We start from the raw sequence: 16810 nt of genomic DNA, 5'->3' as shown, positions 1-16810 counted from the left end.
TTTTCGATATCAAAAACCCGAAAAAATTGATTGGTTTGTTTTTTGCGCAGCACCTAAGATGAAATCCGAAAGTTGCACCCTGCGTGGCAGCTCTCTCTAAAAACAGAAAACACTGGAGACCTATGAACTATCATTCCGCATCCGGGACTCGCGAGTCCCAGGCGAAGCATCGCCTCGTTCTCAAATCAAGCGTTGCGGTGCTGGCCGCCGCCGGCCTTCTGAGCGCGTTCCCGGTTTTGGCACAAGACACCTCGTCGACTCCAGCTGTCCCGGCACCCGCTGAAACACCGGCGCCCGCCGCCGCGGCGGACACCACCCCGGCGCCGGCGGCCGTCGTCACCGTGACCGGCGTGCGCCGCGCCGCCCAGACCGCGCAGAAGATCAAGCAGGATTCGGACAACGTCATCGATTCGATCGTCGCCGACGATATCGGCAAATTCCCCGACACGAACGTGGCGCAGACCCTGGCCCGCGTCAGCGGCATCCAGGTGCGCCGCGACGCCGGCGAAGCCAACACGGTGCTGATCCGCGGCTTGCCCGGCATCGCCACCTTGATCAACGGCCGCGAGATGTTTACCACCACCGGCCGTTACATCAAGCTGGCCGACATCCCTTCGACCATGCTGCAGCGCGCCGACGTCTACAAGTCGCAGAGCGCCGACCAGGTGGAGGGCGGCATCGCCGGCGTGATCGACGTGCGCACCAACCGTCCGTTCGACTTCAAGGGCTTCACCGCCAGCGCGCAGGTCGGCGCCAAGAACAAGGACAAGGCCGAGGCCACCGATCCGGAATTGTCCGGCATGGTGTCGAACCGCTGGAAAACCGGCATCGGCGAAGTGGGCGCGTTATTTGGCGTGTCGTCCGTGAAGGACCGCTTCCACGAGGAGCGCGCGTTCCAGACCTTCCCGATCGATAAGAGCTTCGCCGCGCCGAACCTGACCGGCCCCGATCTGGTCGGCCTGCAGGACGTGCACGGCCAGCGCAAACGCCAGGCCGCCAACTTCGCGCTGCAATGGAAACCGAGCGCCGATCTGGAAGTGTATGCCGAGGGCCTGCATTCGGTGTACAAGAACACCGACGAAACCGACTTCTTCGTCGGCCTGCCTTGGGCCACGTCGGCCGACCAGATCAAGGTCACCAAGATCCCCGGCACCAACCAGACCGACACCATCACCTCGACCAACGCGTTCACCATTTTGTCGACGCAGGGCCGGGAATCGACCAGCACCGCCTCGCAGTACGCGGTCGGCGCCAACTGGCGCGTGATGCCGGGCCTGCGCGCGACCACCGAGCTGGCGACCACCCGCAGCAAATATGACTGGGTCAATCCGATCCTCGACACCAGCCTCAATGTCGACAACGTGTTCGTCAAGACCAACGTCAACGGCGGCGCATTCGTCCAGTATCAGAGTCCGGCCCTGAATGATCCGAGCAAGATCTTCCTGTCGCAGTTCTTCGACCGCTACGGCATGGATCGCGGCAAGTCGACCGACTGGCGCGGCGATGTGACCTACTCGCCGGAGGCCGATGGCTTCTTCAAGGAGTTCGGCGCCGGCCTTCGCCTCAACGAGCGCACCGCCAGCTCGATCAAGTCGTTCGAGGGCAGCGTGCCGACTCCGGCCGGCATCGCCATGTCGAGCATTCCGGGCCTGTCGTGCAGCACCACCGAGTTCTCCGAGAATTACGGCACCCCGAAATGGTCGACCCCTTGCGCCGGCTATTTGATCAACAACACCTCGGCGATCCGCGCCGCCGCCACCGGCAACGCCGCCGCCAGGGCGCTCGATCCGGCGTCCTTCTTCTCCAACAAGGAGAAAAACTACGCCTTGTACGGCAAAGCGAAGATCGGCTTCGACCTGGGCCAGTTCCCGGTCGATGGCGTGATCGGCGTGCGTGTGACCAAGACCGATTCGGATATCCAGGCTAACGACAGTGTCGATGGCGTGCTGGCGCCGACCACCAAGGACTCGTCCAACACCGAAGTGCTGCCAAGCGCGAACTTCAAGCTGGCGTTGCGCCAGGATTTGCTGGCGCGTTTCGCCTACGCGAAGACGATGACGCGTCCGGACTTCGGCCAGCTCAATCCGGCCACCGCGTACATTAAACCGAACGGTACCACCAACGTGGCGACGGCGAGCGGCGGCAATTCGGACTTGAAGCCGTTCACCGCGCAGAACTTCGATACCTCGCTCGAGTGGTATTTCGCGCCTACCGGTTCCATCAGCGGCACGGTGTTCCGTCATAACTTCGACGGCTACATCATGAACCGTGTGATATCGGAGACGTTCCAGGGCGTTCCTTACAACACGACCCGGCCGTTCAACACCGACAAGGGCCACCTGCAGGGCGTCGAGCTGGCGTACCAGCAGTTCTATGACGGCTTGCCCGGCTGGTTGAGCGGCTTCGGTCTGCAGGCCAACGTGACCTACAGCGAAGGCGGCGTGACCGCGTCCGAGAACAAGGATATCGAGGGCAAGCCGTTCGCTGGCATGTCGCGCCTGTCGTACAACATCGTGGCACTGTACGAGAAACAGGGCTGGTCGGCGCGCCTGGCGTACAACTGGCGCTCCAAGTTTGTCGACACCTATGCGGACACGCCGGACCGGGCCAACCCGAACCTGGTGCCGAAGGACTTGATCGTCAAGGCGATGTCGTCGCTCGATGGCTCCCTGAGCTACAAGGTCAGCGACCACGTTACCGTCAATTTGACCGGCACCAATCTGCTGAACTTCAAGTTCCAGGATTACTGGTCGAATGCCGCGATCTATCCGCGCGACACCCGCCGCTATGACCGCACCGTTGGCTTGTCGATGAACCTGAAGTATTGATGTCACCAAGGCGTTAAAAAAGCTATCCCGCCTGTGCGGGATAGCGGCATTTTAAAGAGGTCGTGAATGTCGAATCAAAAATTATCGTTGTTGGAAAAAGTGGGTTTTGGCGCCGGCGACATGGCGCTGAATGTGGTAATTTCGTCGATGATGTTGATCATCACGTTCTTCTACACCGATATCTACGGGTTGAAAACCTCCGACCTGGCCTTGCTGTTCTTGGTCGTTAAATTCGTCGGCGCCATCGCCGATTTGGTGGTGGGCCAGCTCACCGACCGCTATTCCAGCGCGCGCATGGGCCGCTACCGCCCCTGGCTGCTGCTGCTGGCCGTCCCTTACGGCATCAGCGTGTTCTTCGTCTTCACCACGCCCGACTGGGGCTATGACGCTAAACTGATCTGGGCCTATTCGACCTACATCATCATGACGGTCATGACCTCCGGCGTCGGCGTGGCCTACATCTCGCTGCCGAGCAGCCTGACCAACGATCCGCAGGAACGGCTGTCGGCCAACGGCTACCGCCTGTTCTTCGCCAAGGTCGGCGCCTTCATGGTGACGGTGGTGGTGCCGGTGCTGTCGGAGCGTTGGGGCGGCGGCAGCGCGGCCACCGGCTACCAGGCGGCGATGGCGGTGATGGCGGCGATGGGCGTGGCGCTGTTCCTGTTCTGCTTTTTCACCACCAGGGAGCGCGTGGTGCACGTGGTGCAGCGCCAGTCGCTGTGGGCGCAGCTGAAGGTGCTGCTGCAAAACGACCAGTGGCTGATCCTGTGCGGCGTCTGCGTGACCGGCACCATCGGCTACGTGCTGCGCGCCACCGCGGCGATCTACTACGTCAAATATTATCTGGGCGGCGGCACTGCCACCGTGGCCACCTTCCTGTCGATCGGCGTGGTGGCGGCGATCCTGTCGATGATCGCCTCGACCTGGATCACCAAGTTCTATTGCAAGGTCAAGCTGTTCCGCTGGAGCCAGATCGCCGTCGGCGTGATCAGCGCGGCGATCTACTTCTTCGTCAAGCCGGGCGACATCATGCTGGCGTTCGTGCTGTACTTCGTGCTGTCGTTCGTGGTCGACCTGCACGCGCCGGTGTTCTGGTCGGCCATCGCCGAGACCATCGACTACGGCCAGGTCAAGACCGGCAAGCGCGTCTCCGGTTTCGCCTTCGGCGGCATCTCGGTGTGCCAGAAGGCCGGCATGGGCGTGGCGGGCGCGCTGGCCGGCGGCCTGCTGACATACTTCCAGTATCAGCCCAACCACGAGCAGACCGCGTTCGCGCTGCACGGCATCGTGCTGATGATGACCCTGATCCCGGGTTTCTTCCATACCCTGATGGGCCTTTTGATGTTCAAATACCGGGTCACCGACGAGTATTACACGGAAGTGAAGAAGAAAATGGGAGCCGAATCTTATGTGGCAATCTAATTTTTTGGAAAACGAAGCAATGGAAAACGACGTACTGCAGCCGCTGATCGAACAGCGCGCCGACCCCTATATCATCCGCCACAGCGACGGCTATTACTACTTCACCGCCTCGGTGCCGCAGTACGACCGCATCGAACTGCGCCGCGCGAAGACCATCGCCGGCCTGGCCGACGCCGAGAAGGTCGATGTCTGGTTCAAGCCGGAGACCGGCGCCTACAGCGAACTGGTTTGGGCGCCCGAGCTCCATTTCAACGAGGGCGCCTGGTACGTCTACTTCGCCGCCGCGCCGACGCGCGAGATCAAGCACAAGCTGTTCCAGCACCGCATGTACGCGATCCGCAACCAGAGCGCCAATCCTTTGGTCGGCGAGTGGGAGTTCATGGGCCAGATCGACACCGGCATCGACACCTTCTGCCTGGACGCCACCACTTTCACCCACAAGGGCCAGCTGTACTACCTGTGGGCGCAGAAGGACGTCGCCATCGAGGGCAACTCCAACTTGTACATCGCGCCGATGAAAACGCCGTGGCAGCTGGGCGGCCCGCCGGTCATGCTGAGCAAGCCGGAATTCGACTGGGAGATCCGTGGTTTCTGGGTCAACGAGGGGCCGTCGGTGCTCAAGAAGAACGGCAAGATCTTCATCAGCTACTCGGCCAGCGCCACCGACGAGAACTACGCCATGGGCCTGCTGTGGGCGGACGAAAACGCCGACCTGCTGGACCCGGCCTCGTGGACCAAGTTGAAGGAGCCGGTGCTGCAAACCTGCTTCGACCACGGCGTCTACGGTCCTGGACATAACAGTTTCACCATCGGCGATGATGGCGAAACCGTCATGTTGGTTTATCATGCACGCACCTACACCGAGATTATCGGCGATCCGCTGTGGAATCCGGACCGTCACACTTACGTCAAACCGCTGAAGTGGGACGAGCAGGGCATGCCGGTCTTCGGAAAACCGTCGATCGCTTAAATCGAGTCCATGCGGTAGGCCGCGCACGCGGCCACACAGAATAACCGCGGCGGCCGGTGGGTTCATCCCCCCCGGCCGCCGCCCCATTTGAGAGTTAACAAATGCAAGCTTCGATCACAGAATCCCCGTTCGGCCAGATGGCCGACGGCCGCGATGTCGTCCGCTACACGCTCACCAACGCCAACGGCATGATCGTCAAGATCATCAACCTCGGTGGCGCCATCACCGAAATCCATGTGCCCGACCGCAGCGGCACGCTGGCCGACGTCAATTGCGGCTACGACGACGTCGCCGGCTACATGGGCGAGTCGCATTACTTCGGCGCGCTGATCGGCCGGTACGGCAACCGCATCGCCAACGCCCGCTTCACCTTGGACGGCGAGACCTTTGAGCTGGACGTCAACAACGGCGTCAACCACCTGCACGGCGGTAGCGAAGGCTTCCACCGCCGGCTGTGGACCGGCGAGACCTTCACCACGCCCCATTCGGCCGGGCTGATACTGAGCTACGTCAGCGCCGACGGCGAGCAGGGCTACCCCGGCAACCTGGAAGTGACGGCCATCTACGAACTGCGCAACGATAACGAATTGCGTATCGCCTTCCACGCCATCACCGACAAGGCGACCCCGGTCAACCTGACCAACCACGCCTATTTCAACCTGGCCGGCAAGGGCGACATCCTGGGCCACGAGCTGACCATCGTGGCCGACGCCTACACGCCGATCGACGATGCGCAGATCCCGCTGGGTACCTTGCCGCCGGTCGAGGGCACGCCGTTCGACTTCCGCGCGCCGCACCCGATCGGCGAGCGTATCGATCAAGATGATGAGCAATTGCGCAACGGCTTCGGCTACGACCATAACTTCGTGCTGAAAAAATCCCGGCCCGGCGCGCTGGAGATGGCGGCGCGCGTGCGCGATCCCGCCTCCGGCCGCGTGCTGGAGGTGTGGAGCCAGGAGCCCGGCATCCAGTTCTATAGCGGGAATTTCATGAATGACAAGATGCAGGGAAAAGGGCAGATCTACAGCTATCGCAGCGGCTTCTGCCTCGAACCGCAGCATTTCCCCGATTCGCCGAACCGCCCCGGCTTCCCGTCGACCATCCTGCGTCCCGGCCAGGAGTATTCGACCGTCATGGCTTACCGCTTCAGCACCGACGCCTAGCGGGCCGGTGGTGGGCTGCCGATACCGGTTTTGATATCGAAGTCGAATAATAATTTATTGGAAAGATATCTCAGTACATCTTAGTATGCTTTATCGATGCGGGGGCATGACATTCACGCCCCCGCACAGGAAAATACTGAGGAGAAATGCATGTCTGAGAACGACAACAAGAAGGTAAAGCTGCGCTCCGCCGAATGGTTCGGCACCCAGGACAAAAACGGTTTCATGTACCGTAGCTGGATGAAAAATCAGGGCATCCCTGATCACGAATTCCAGGGCAAACCGATCATCGGCATCTGCAACACGTGGTCCGAACTGACCCCTTGCAACGCCCACTTCCGCAAACTGGCGGAACACGTCAAACGCGGCATCCTCGAAGCCGGCGGCTTCCCGGTCGAATTCCCGGTGTTCTCCAACGGCGAATCGAATCTGCGCCCGACCGCCATGTTGACCCGTAACTTGGCCTCGATGGACGTCGAGGAATCGATCCGCGGCAATCCGATGGACGGCGTCGTCCTGCTGGTCGGCTGCGACAAGACCACGCCGGCGCTGCTGATGGGCGCCGCCTCGGTCGACATCCCGACCATCGTCGTCACCGGCGGCCCTATGCTGAACGGTAAGCTGAACGGCAAAAACATCGGTTCCGGCACCGCCGTCTGGCAGCTGCACGAGCAGGTCAAGGGCGGCGAAATCAGCATGCACGACTTCCTCGCGGCCGAAGCGGGCCACTCGCGTTCCGCCGGCACCTGCAACACCATGGGCACCGCGTCGACGATGGCCTGCATGGCCGAATCGCTGGGCACCTCGCTGCCGCACAACGCCGCCATTCCGGCCGTCGACGCACGCCGCTACGTGCTGGCCCACATGTCGGGCATGCGCATCGTGGACATGGTCAAGGAAGACCTGAAGCTGTCGAAGATCCTGACCAAAGAGAATTTCGAGAACGCGATCCGCGTCAACGCCGCCATCGGCGGCTCGACCAACGCCGTGATCCACCTGAAAGCCATCGCCGGCCGTATCGGCGTCGACCTGGAACTGGAAGACTGGACCCGCGTGGGCCGCGGCATGCCGACCATCGTCGATCTGCTGCCGTCGGGCCGCTTCCTGATGGAAGAGTTCTACTACGCCGGCGGCCTGCCGGCCGTGATCCGCCGCATGGGCGAGGGCAAGCTGCTGCCCAACCCGGACGCGCTGACCGTCAACGGCAAAACGCTGTGGGAAAACTGCCAGGACGCGCCGATCTACGACGACGAAGTGATTCGTCCGCTGGAGAAGCCGCTGCTCAAGGATGGCGGCATCTGCATCCTGCGCGGCAACCTGGCGCCGCGCGGCGCCGTGCTGAAACCATCGGCGGCGACGCCGGAGCTGATGCAGCATCGCGGCCAGGCCGTGGTGTTCGAAGACTTCGAACACTACAAGTCGCGCATCATCGACCCGGATCTGGTGGTCGACGCCAACTCGGTGCTGGTGATGAAGAACTGCGGCCCGAAAGGTTATCCGGGCATGGCCGAAGTGGGCAACATGGGCCTGCCGCCCAAGCTGCTGGCGGCCGGCGTCAAGGACATGGTCCGCATCTCCGACGCCCGCATGAGCGGCACCGCCTACGGCACCGTGGTGCTGCACGTGGCGCCGGAAGCGATGGCCGGCGGCCCGCTGGGCATCGTCAAGGATGGCGACTGGATCACCCTCGATTGCGCCGGCGGTTTGCTGAACCTGGAAATCTCGGACGCCGAAATGGCCGAACGCCAGGCCGCCCGCGTGGCGGGCAGCGCGCCAGGTCCGAAGACCGGTTACCAGCAGCTCTACATCGAACACGTGCTGCAAGCGGATGAAGGTTGCGACTTCGATTTCCTGGTCGGGAATCGCGGCTCGGCTGTTCCTCGCCACTCGCACTAATAGAAATCGGAGAACCCATGTTACTCGTACAATTCAAGAACGAACAAGGCGCCCGCCAGATCGGCGTGCTGGAACAAGACACCATCCGCGTCATCGACGGCTACAGCACCACCTACGCGCTGGCCCAGGACGCGATCCGCAAATCGGTCGGCCTGGCCGCGCTGGTCGACAAGTCGGTCGGCAGCGCCACCGCGTCGTTTGAAGCCGTCGCCGCCGCCGGCCGCCTGCTGGCGCCACTGGACCACACCGACGAAGCCCACTGCTACGTCACCGGCACCGGCCTGACCCACCTGGGCAGCGCCGACACCCGCGACGCGATGCACAAGAAAATCGGCGGCGACGTCGAAAGCCTGAGCGACTCCATGAAGATGTTCCGCATGGGCGTCGAAGGCGGCAAGCCCGCCGCTGGCGAAGCCGGCGTGCAGCCGGAATGGTTCTACAAGGGCGACGGCTCGATCGTGGCCGCCAGCGGCCAGGACCTGAGCATGCCCGACTTCGCGCTCGACGGCGGCGAAGAGCCGGAAGTGGCCGGTCTGTACGTGATCGGCGACGACGGCCAGCCTTACCGCGTCGGCTACGCCATCGGCAACGAGTTCTCGGACCACGTGACCGAGCGTCAAAACTACCTGTATCTGGCGCACTCCAAGCTGCGCGCCTGCGGCCTGGGCCCGGCGCTGCTGGTCGGCGAAGCGCCGGCCAACATCCAGGGCACGTCGCGCATCTACGACGTGGACGGCAAAGTGCGTTGGGAGAAGGCCTTCTTCAGCGGCGAACAGAATATGTCGCACACCATCGGCAACCTGGAGCACCACCACTTCAAGTACCCGCTGTTCAAGCGCGCCGGCGATGTGCATATCCACTTCTTCGGCACCGCAACCCTGAGCGTGGCCGACAACATCGTCGTCAAGCCGGGCGAAACGTTCGAGATCGAATCGCCGCAATTCGGTCCGGCCCTGCGCAACAAGCTGACTGTCTACAAAACCGAAGTAGCGAAAGTAAAGACCTTATGATCATCACCGGCGATTCGCTGATCGGCGGCCAGGCCGTCAAGGGCACCGGCGCCGCCTTCCGCGCCTACAATCCATCGCAGCAGCAGTCGATGGACCCGGAATTCTTCACCGCCGATTCCCGGCAGATCGACCAGGCTTGCCGTCTGGCCGAGGCGGCGTTCGACACCTTCCGCGCTATCGGCGACGACAAGCGCGCCATATTCCTCGAGACCATCGGCGAACAGATCATGGCCCTGGGCGATGTGCTGGTGGAGCGCGTGATGGCCGAAAGCGGCCTGCCGCGCGCCCGCGTCGAAGGTGAGCGTGGCCGTACCGTCGGCCAGTTGAAACTGTTCGCCAATCTGCTGCGCGAAGGTTCGTGGAACGATGTCCGCATCGACAAGGCGCTGCCCGAGCGCGCGCCGCCGCGTCCCGATATCCGCATGCGCATGATCGGCCTCGGTCCGGTCGCCGTTTTCTCGGCCAGTAACTTCCCGCTGGCGTTCTCGGTCGCCGGCGGCGACACCGCGTCCGCTTTCGCGGCCGGCTGCCCGGTGGTGCTCAAGGCGCACTTCGCCCATCCCGGCACGTCGGAACTGGTTGGCCGCGCGGTCGCCAAGGCGGTCGAGATCTGCGGCCTGCCGGCTGGCGTGTTCTCGCTGCTGACCGGCGTCGGCAACGACATCGGCCAGGAGGTGGTGCGCCATCCGTCGATCAAGGCGGTCGGCTTCACCGGTTCGCGTAGCGGCGGCGTGGCGCTGATGGCGGTTGCCGCCGCGCGTCCGGTGCCGATTCCAGTGTATGCGGAAATGAGCTCGATCAATCCGGTGTTCCTGCTGCCGAAGGCATTGGCCAGCCGCGCCGAGGACCTGGCCGCCGGTTTCGCCGGCTCGCTGGTGCTGGGCGTGGGGCAGATGTGCACCAACCCTGGCCTGGTGATCGGTATCGCCGGCGCGGATCTGGACCGCTTCAAGGCCGCCGCGTCGAAGGCGCTGGAAGGCGGCGCCGCCTGCGCCATGCTGTCGCCGGGTATTGCGGGCAGCTACAAGCGCGGCATCTCGCAACTGGCCGATAACGCCGACGTCAACACGCTGGCGCTGGCGCCACAGGCCGAAGGCAAGGCCGCTCCGGCGCTGTTCGACACCAACGGCGCGGCTTTCCTGAAGCAGCACGCGTTGTCGGAGGAAGTATTCGGTCCGGCCTCGCTGGTGGTCTCCTGCAAGGACATCGCCGAAATGCGCCAGATCGCCGAAGGCCTGGAAGGGCAGTTGACCGCCACCTTGCTGATGGATGACGCCGATCTGGACGCCGCCCACCAGCTGCTGCCGGTGCTGGAGCGTAAAGTCGGCCGCATCCTGGCCAACGGTTATCCGACCGGCGTGGAGGTATGCAGCGCCATGGTGCACGGCGGCCCTTATCCGGCGACGTCGGACGGCCGCACCACCTCGGTCGGCACCGGCGCCATCACCCGCTTCCTGCGCCCGGTGTCGTATCAAAACCTGGCCCAGTCGCTGTTGCCGGAAGTCCTGCGCGACGACAGCAGCGTCGCCTGGCGGCGCCTCGAAGGTGAACTTACCCACAAGTGATTGTGGCGGCAGTACCGGCCCCGCCACGGCGGGGCTTTCGTCCATAAAAATAACGGAGATTGTATGACCCAATTGGCAAAATTCGCCAGCCTGCGCGGCAAGCGCGTGTTCATCACCGGTGGCGGCACCGGCATCGGGGAGGCGATGGTGATCTCGTTCGCCGAGCAGGGCGCAAAGGTCGCCTTCGTCGACATCGCCCGCGACGCCAGCCTGGAGCTGGTCCGCCGCGTCAAGGAAGCCGGCTATCCCGAGCCGGTGTTCCGGGTCTGCGACATCACCGACATCCCCGCCTTGCAGGCGACGATGGCCGAAATGGTCGGCATCATCGGCGACTTCGATATCCTCGTCAACAATGCCGCCAACGACCAGCGCCACGAAACCAAGGACGTCACCGTCGACTACTGGAACGAGCGCATCGCCATCAACCAGCGTCCGATGTTCTTCACCTGCCAGGCGGTATTCGAAGGCATGAAGGAAAAGGGCGCGGGCTCGATCATCAACGTCGGCTCGATCTCCTGGCAAGTCAAGAACGCCGGCTATCCGGTGTACGCCACCTCCAAGGCGGCCACGCATGGCCTGACCCGTGGCCTGGCGCGCGAATTCGGCGCCCACGGCATCCGCGTCAACACCGTCACGCCGGGCTGGGTGATGACCCAGCGCCAGATCGACCTGTGGCTCGACGAGGCGGGCGAGCAGGATATCAAGCGCAACCAGTGCCTGCCCACCAAGCTGATGCCCCAGCACATCGCCTCGATGATCCTGTTCCTGGCCGCCGACGACGGCGCCATGTGCACCGCGCAGGAGTTCATCGTCGACGGAGGCTGGGTATAAGACTGTAGGAACACCGTTCGCCGCCCCGGAGACAACGCCCATCGAGGCGCGGGGCCACATAACCCTAAAAAATTGGTGAGAACATGGTGAATAAGTTTATCTCCGCGGTCGCGGTGGGCGCCACAGCCGCGTCGACGGCGATCGCGGCGACCCCGGGCGCCCTGACGAGTCCCGACCGCCACATCAGCGTCCAGCTGAACGAATCGCCCGGCAAACCCCTGACCTACACGGTCTCCCGCGACGGCCAGCCGGTGCTGCTGGCCTCCGACCTCGGACTGCAATTGCAAGGCGCCGACCTGGCCGGCGCGTTGACGATCGCCTCCAGCTCCAAGGTCAGCGTCGTCACCGACAAATACCAGATGGCCACGGGTAAAAAGCGTGACATCACCTACAAGGCCAACGAACAAACCTATTCGGTGCAAAACGCGCAGAAGCAGAAGATGGACATCGTCTTCCGCGTATCGAACGATGGCGTGGCCTTCCGCTACATCGTCGCCGAGCCGTCGCTGCCGCGCAAGACCCTGATCCAGGAGCGCAGCACCTTCGCGTTGCCGGCATCGGCCAAGGCCTGGCTGCAGCCGATCGCCGTCGCGCAGACCGGCTGGGGCAGAACCAATCCGTCGTACGAAGAGCACTATCAAATGGACATCCCGGTCGGCACGGTTTCGCCGTCGCCGGCGGGCTGGGTGTTCCCGGCGCTGTTCAAGGCCGGCGACAACTGGCTTGCGATCTCCGAAGCGGGCATGGATGGCAGCTTCCAGGCCTCGCGCCTGGCGCCGGAATCCAAAGGCGGCAAATACAGCATCGGCAACCCGATGAAGGAGGAAGTGTACCCGGACCGTGGCCTGATGGCGGACGTCGAGGGCACATTGACCTCGCCATGGCGCCTGATGGCGCTTGGTTCGCTGTCGACCGTGGTCAATTCCACGCTGGGCACCGACCTGGCCGCGCCGGCGATCGCCTTCGACAAGCAACTGGTCAAGCCGGGCCACGCGTCCTGGAGCTGGGCGCTGCTCAAGGACGACGCCACGGTCTACGACGTGCAGAAGAAGTTCATCGACTACGCCGCCGACATGAAGTGGGACTACACGCTGATCGACGCCGACTGGGACCGCAAGATCGGCTACGAAAAAGTGCAGGAACTGGCCGCCTACGCCGCCACCAAAAACGTCGGCATCCTGGTCTGGTACAACTCCTCCGGCCCGTGGAACTCGACCGAGTATTCGCCGAAAGGCAAACTGCTGACGCACGAGCAGCGCGTGGCCGAGTTCAAGCGCCTGCGCCAGATGGGCATCAAGGGCGTCAAGATCGACTTCTTCAACGGCGACGCGCAATCGATGATCGCCTATTACGTCGACATGCTGAACGACGCCGCCGCCGCCGGCCTGCTGGTGAACTTCCATGGCGCCACCTTGCCGCGCGGCTGGACCCGCACCTGGCCCAACCTGATGACGATGGAGGCGGTGCGCGGCATGGAGTTCACCACCTTCGAACAGGCCGACGAGGACAAGATGCCGACCCACGCGGCGATGCTGCCGTTCGCCCGCAATCTGTTCGACCCGATGGACTTCACGCCGATGGTGTTCGGCGATATCCCCAAGATCAAGCGCGCCAGCACCAATGGTTTCGAGCTGGCCACGTCGGTACTTTACGTGTCCGGCATCCAGCACTTCGCCGAAGTGCCGGAAGGGATGGCCACCGTGCCGGCCTACGTCAAGCGCTTCCTGCAGGAGCTGCCGCGCGGCTGGGACGACAGCCGCCTGGTGGACGGCTTCCCGGGCAAGTACGCGGTGATCGCGCGCCGCGCTGGCGACACCTGGTATATCGCCGGCATCAACGCCACGGAAGCCGACAAGACACTGTCCCTGGACCTGTCCTTCGCGGGCGGCAAGCAGGGCACGATCATCGCCGACGGTGAAGGCGAACGGAGTTTTAGCCAGCGCGATATCGCCGGTGGCAAAAAAGCAGCAGTAACCATCAAGCCGCATGGCGGCTTCGTGATAACGATAAAACAGTAATCAGGAGATTAAAAAAATGAATCACATCAAACGTGGCGTTCTCACTTTGTGCCTGCTCGCTTCGGGCGTCGTCCTCGCCGACCCGGTGGGCGTGACGATCGACACGACCAAGCCTGGTCCGGTCATCAACAAAAACATCTACGGCCAGTTCGCCGAACACCTGGGCACCGGTATCTACGAAGGCATCTGGGTCGGTCCCAAATCGAAGATCCCGAACACCAACGGCTGGCGTAACGACGTAGTCGGCGCCCTGAAAGCCATGCACGTGCCGCTGGTGCGCTGGCCGGGCGGCTGCTTCGCCGACGAATACCACTGGCGCGACGGCATCGGCGCGCGCGAAAAGCGTCCGGTCAAGGTCAACACCAACTGGGGCGGCGTGGAGGAATCGAACGCCGTCGGCACGCACGAATTCTTCGAACTGGCCGAGCAGCTTGGCGCCGAGACCTACGTCAACGGCAATCTGGGCACCGGCAGCGCGCAGGAGATGTCGGAGTGGATCGAGTACATGACCTCCGACAGCAAATCGACGCTGGCGGAACTGCGCCGCAAAAATGGCCGCGACAAGCCGTTCAAGGTCAACTACTTCGCCATCGGTAACGAGGCCTGGGGCTGCGGCGGTAACATGTCGCCGCAACACTACGCGAATCTGTACAAGAACGTCGAGACCTTCCTGCGCGCGCCTCCGCAGTACCGCCCGCAGATGATCGCCAGCGGCGGCAACGACAGCGACCTGTCCTGGACCGAAACCCTGAGCAAAGAGCTCAAGAAGCAGACCTACGGCATCAGCTTCCACTACTACACCATCCCTACCGGCCAGTGGGAAGTGAAGGGCATGGCGACGGGCTTCAAGGAAGACCAGTGGTTCTCGACCCTGTCCAACACCATCAAGATGGATGGCTTCATCAAAGCCAATTCGGCGATCATGGACAAGAACGACCCGGAGAAGAAGTTGGGCTTCCTGGTCGACGAGTGGGGCACCTGGTATGACGTCGAGAAGGGCACCAACGCCGGCTTCCTGTTCCAGCAAAACACGCTGCGCGACGCGGTGGTGGCGGCGCTCAACTTCAACATCTTCCACGACCACGCGGACCGCGTGCGCATGACGAACATCGCGCAGATGGTCAACGTGCTGCAGGCGATGATCATCACCGACAAGGACAAGATGGTGCTGACGCCGACGTACCACGCGTTCCAGATGTATGTGCCGTTCCAGGATGCCACCTCGCTGCCGCTGAAGCTGACCAACAACCCGCGGTACTCGTACAACGGCAGCAGCATTCCGGAGATCAGCGCCTCGGCCGCACGTGCCAAGGACGGCAAGCTCTATCTGGCCCTGGTCAACACCAACCCGACCAAGGAGGCGGAAGTCGCCGTCGACGTGCCGGGCCAGGCCATCAAATCGGTCAATGGCCGCGTGCTGACCGCGGCCGCGATGGATACGCATAACACCTTCCAGTCGCCGGAAGCGATCAAACCGGCGCCGTTCAGCGCCACGGCCGGCGCGGATGGCAAACTGACGGTCAAGATACCCGCCAAGGCTGTTATCGTGGTGGCGGTCGAGTAAAACCATGGGCGAAATCATGATTTCGCGTCGTAAGGCCATCGCCGGCGGCGTGGCCTTGCTGCTGGCCGGTTGCGGCGGCGGGGGAGGCGGGGGCAGTCCCGCCGTCACCGCCACCGCGCCGGTGACATCGATGCCTCCGCCGCCTGCACCGCCAGCGGCGCCGGCGACCACCGTCACCTTCGGCGAGGTGTCGGTGCACGACCCTTCGGTGATCAAGGTCGATGGCACCTTCTACGTGTTCGGTTCGCACCTGGCGGCGGCCAAGTCGACCGACTTGATGAACTGGACCAAGATCGCCGATGGCGTTAATACAGCCAATCCGTTGTTCAACAACGTCGTCGCCTCGCTGGCGGACACCTTCGCCTGGGCGCAGGTGACGGACCTGTGGGCGCCCGACGTCGTCAAGCTGGGCGACGGCAAGTTCTACTTCTACTACAACGCCTGCAAGGGCGACTCGCCGCGTTCCGCGCTGGGTGTGGCGGTGGCGGACAAGGTCGAAGGCCCGTATGTGAACAAGCAGGTGTTCCTGAAGTCCGGCATGTGGGGCCAGGTCAGCGAGGACGGCGTCAACGTCTACGACGCGCTGACCATGCCCAACGTGGTCGATCCGAACACCTTCTTCGACAAGAACGGCAAGCTGTGGATGATCTACGGCTCGTACTCGGGCGGCATCTTCATCCTGCCGATCGACCCGGCCACGGGGCTGCCGGCGCAAAAAGGCTACGGCAAGCACCTGATGGGCGGTAACCACAGCCGCATCGAGGGCGCGTACGTGATGTACAGTCCCCAGTCGGACTACTACTATATGTTCACGTCCTTCGGCGGGCTAGATGCCAACGGCGCCTACAACATGCGCGTGTCGCGTTCGCGCAACCCCGACGGCCCGTACGTGGACGCCAAGGGCAACGACATGGCCAACGTCAAGGCCAACCCCGCGCTGCCGCTGTTCGACGACGCCTCGATCGCGCCGTTCGGCCAGAAGATCATGGGTAACCACCAGTTCGCGCTGGCCGAAGGGGAGAGCGGCACGCCGCTCGGTTACGTCTCGCCGGGCCACAACTCGGCCTACTACGACGCGTCGGCCGGCAAGTACTTCCTGATCTTCCACACGCGCTTCCCCGGCACCGGCGAGCTGCATCAAATCCGCGTGCACGAGATGTTCATCAACGCCGACGGCTGGCTGGTGGTGTCGCCGTTCCGCTATGCGCCGTTGAGCAAGAACGCGACCGCCTTGTCGGCCGACGTGACGGCAGCCGACGCCGCAGGCAGCTACAAGATGATCAACCACGGCAAGGATATCTCGGCGACGATCAAGCAGTCGCAGAATATCAAGCTGGCGGCGGACGGCACGGTGTCCGGCGCGGCCACCGGCACGTGGAAGCATGACGGCTCGAACAAGATCACCATCACACTTGGCGCGGATGTCTTCTCCGGCGTGCTGTCGCGCCAGTGGAATACCAACGCCGGCGCGTTCGTGGTGACATGGACGGCGCAATCAGTGGGTGGCGTGTCGATCTGGGGCGCCCGTACGGGCACTTAATTT

11 protein-coding genes are annotated in these 16810 nt (G+C 63.2%); all 11 read left to right on the top strand.

From position 1 onward, the window contains the following. The first annotated feature begins 197 nt into the window (after positions 1 to 197). The 11 genes from JOD97_RS06915 (at position 198) to JOD97_RS06865 (ending at position 16807) form a co-directional block, all read left to right on the top strand. Positions 198 to 2828: a TonB-dependent receptor gene (locus JOD97_RS06915; protein ID WP_373999803.1), complete on the top strand. Its 2631-nt coding sequence runs from the start codon at positions 198 to 200 to the stop codon at positions 2826 to 2828. A 66-nt stretch (positions 2829 to 2894) separates the two neighbouring features. Next, positions 2895 to 4250, top strand: a complete 1356-nt coding sequence (locus tag JOD97_RS06910; RefSeq protein WP_209714556.1) for an MFS transporter — start codon at positions 2895 to 2897, stop codon at positions 4248 to 4250. Positions 4251 to 4269: 19 nt separating this feature from the next. Next, positions 4270 to 5220: a family 43 glycosylhydrolase gene (locus tag JOD97_RS06905; RefSeq protein WP_209714554.1), complete on the top strand. Its 951-nt coding sequence runs from the start codon at positions 4270 to 4272 to the stop codon at positions 5218 to 5220. Positions 5221 to 5321: 101 nt separating this feature from the next. Beyond that, complete coding sequence (locus tag JOD97_RS06900) at positions 5322 to 6383, top strand: aldose epimerase family protein (RefSeq protein WP_209714552.1); 1062 nt, start codon at positions 5322 to 5324, stop codon at positions 6381 to 6383. Positions 6384 to 6533: 150 nt separating this feature from the next. After that, entirely contained in the window at positions 6534 to 8279 is a 1746-nt protein-coding gene (locus JOD97_RS06895; RefSeq protein WP_209714550.1) for an IlvD/Edd family dehydratase, read from the top strand. 17 nt (positions 8280 to 8296) lie between these two features. After that, entirely contained in the window at positions 8297 to 9289 is a 993-nt protein-coding gene (gene araD1, locus JOD97_RS06890; RefSeq protein WP_209714548.1) for an AraD1 family protein, read from the top strand. Next, positions 9286 to 10854, top strand: coding sequence for an aldehyde dehydrogenase (NADP(+)) (locus tag JOD97_RS06885; protein ID WP_209714547.1), 1569 nt, complete (start codon positions 9286 to 9288; stop codon positions 10852 to 10854). Before araD1 ends, JOD97_RS06885 begins: the two co-directional genes overlap by 4 nt. A 63-nt stretch (positions 10855 to 10917) precedes the next feature. Beyond that, a complete protein-coding gene (locus tag JOD97_RS06880) occupies positions 10918 to 11685 on the top strand; it encodes an SDR family NAD(P)-dependent oxidoreductase (protein WP_209714545.1) in 768 nt (255 codons plus the stop codon). Between the two features lie 83 nt (positions 11686 to 11768). After that, positions 11769 to 13703 (top strand): glycoside hydrolase family 97 protein, encoded by a 1935-nt coding sequence (locus JOD97_RS06875; RefSeq protein WP_209714542.1) that lies wholly within the window; start codon positions 11769 to 11771, stop codon positions 13701 to 13703. Positions 13704 to 13719: 16 nt separating this feature from the next. Then, the gene (locus tag JOD97_RS06870) at positions 13720 to 15267 is read left to right on the top strand and encodes an alpha-N-arabinofuranosidase (protein ID WP_209714541.1); all 1548 of its coding nucleotides are present in this window, start codon (positions 13720 to 13722) and stop codon (positions 15265 to 15267) included. Between the two features lie 16 nt (positions 15268 to 15283). Then, a complete protein-coding gene (locus JOD97_RS06865) occupies positions 15284 to 16807 on the top strand; it encodes a glycoside hydrolase family 43 protein (RefSeq protein ID WP_229264210.1) in 1524 nt (507 codons plus the stop codon). Positions 16808 to 16810: the final 3 nt, after the last annotated feature.

Source organism: Duganella sp. 1411, assembly GCF_017833525.1.
Taxonomy (GTDB): Bacteria; Pseudomonadota; Gammaproteobacteria; order Burkholderiales; family Burkholderiaceae_D; genus Rugamonas.
This window is presented reverse-complemented; position numbering and strand designations above follow the sequence as displayed.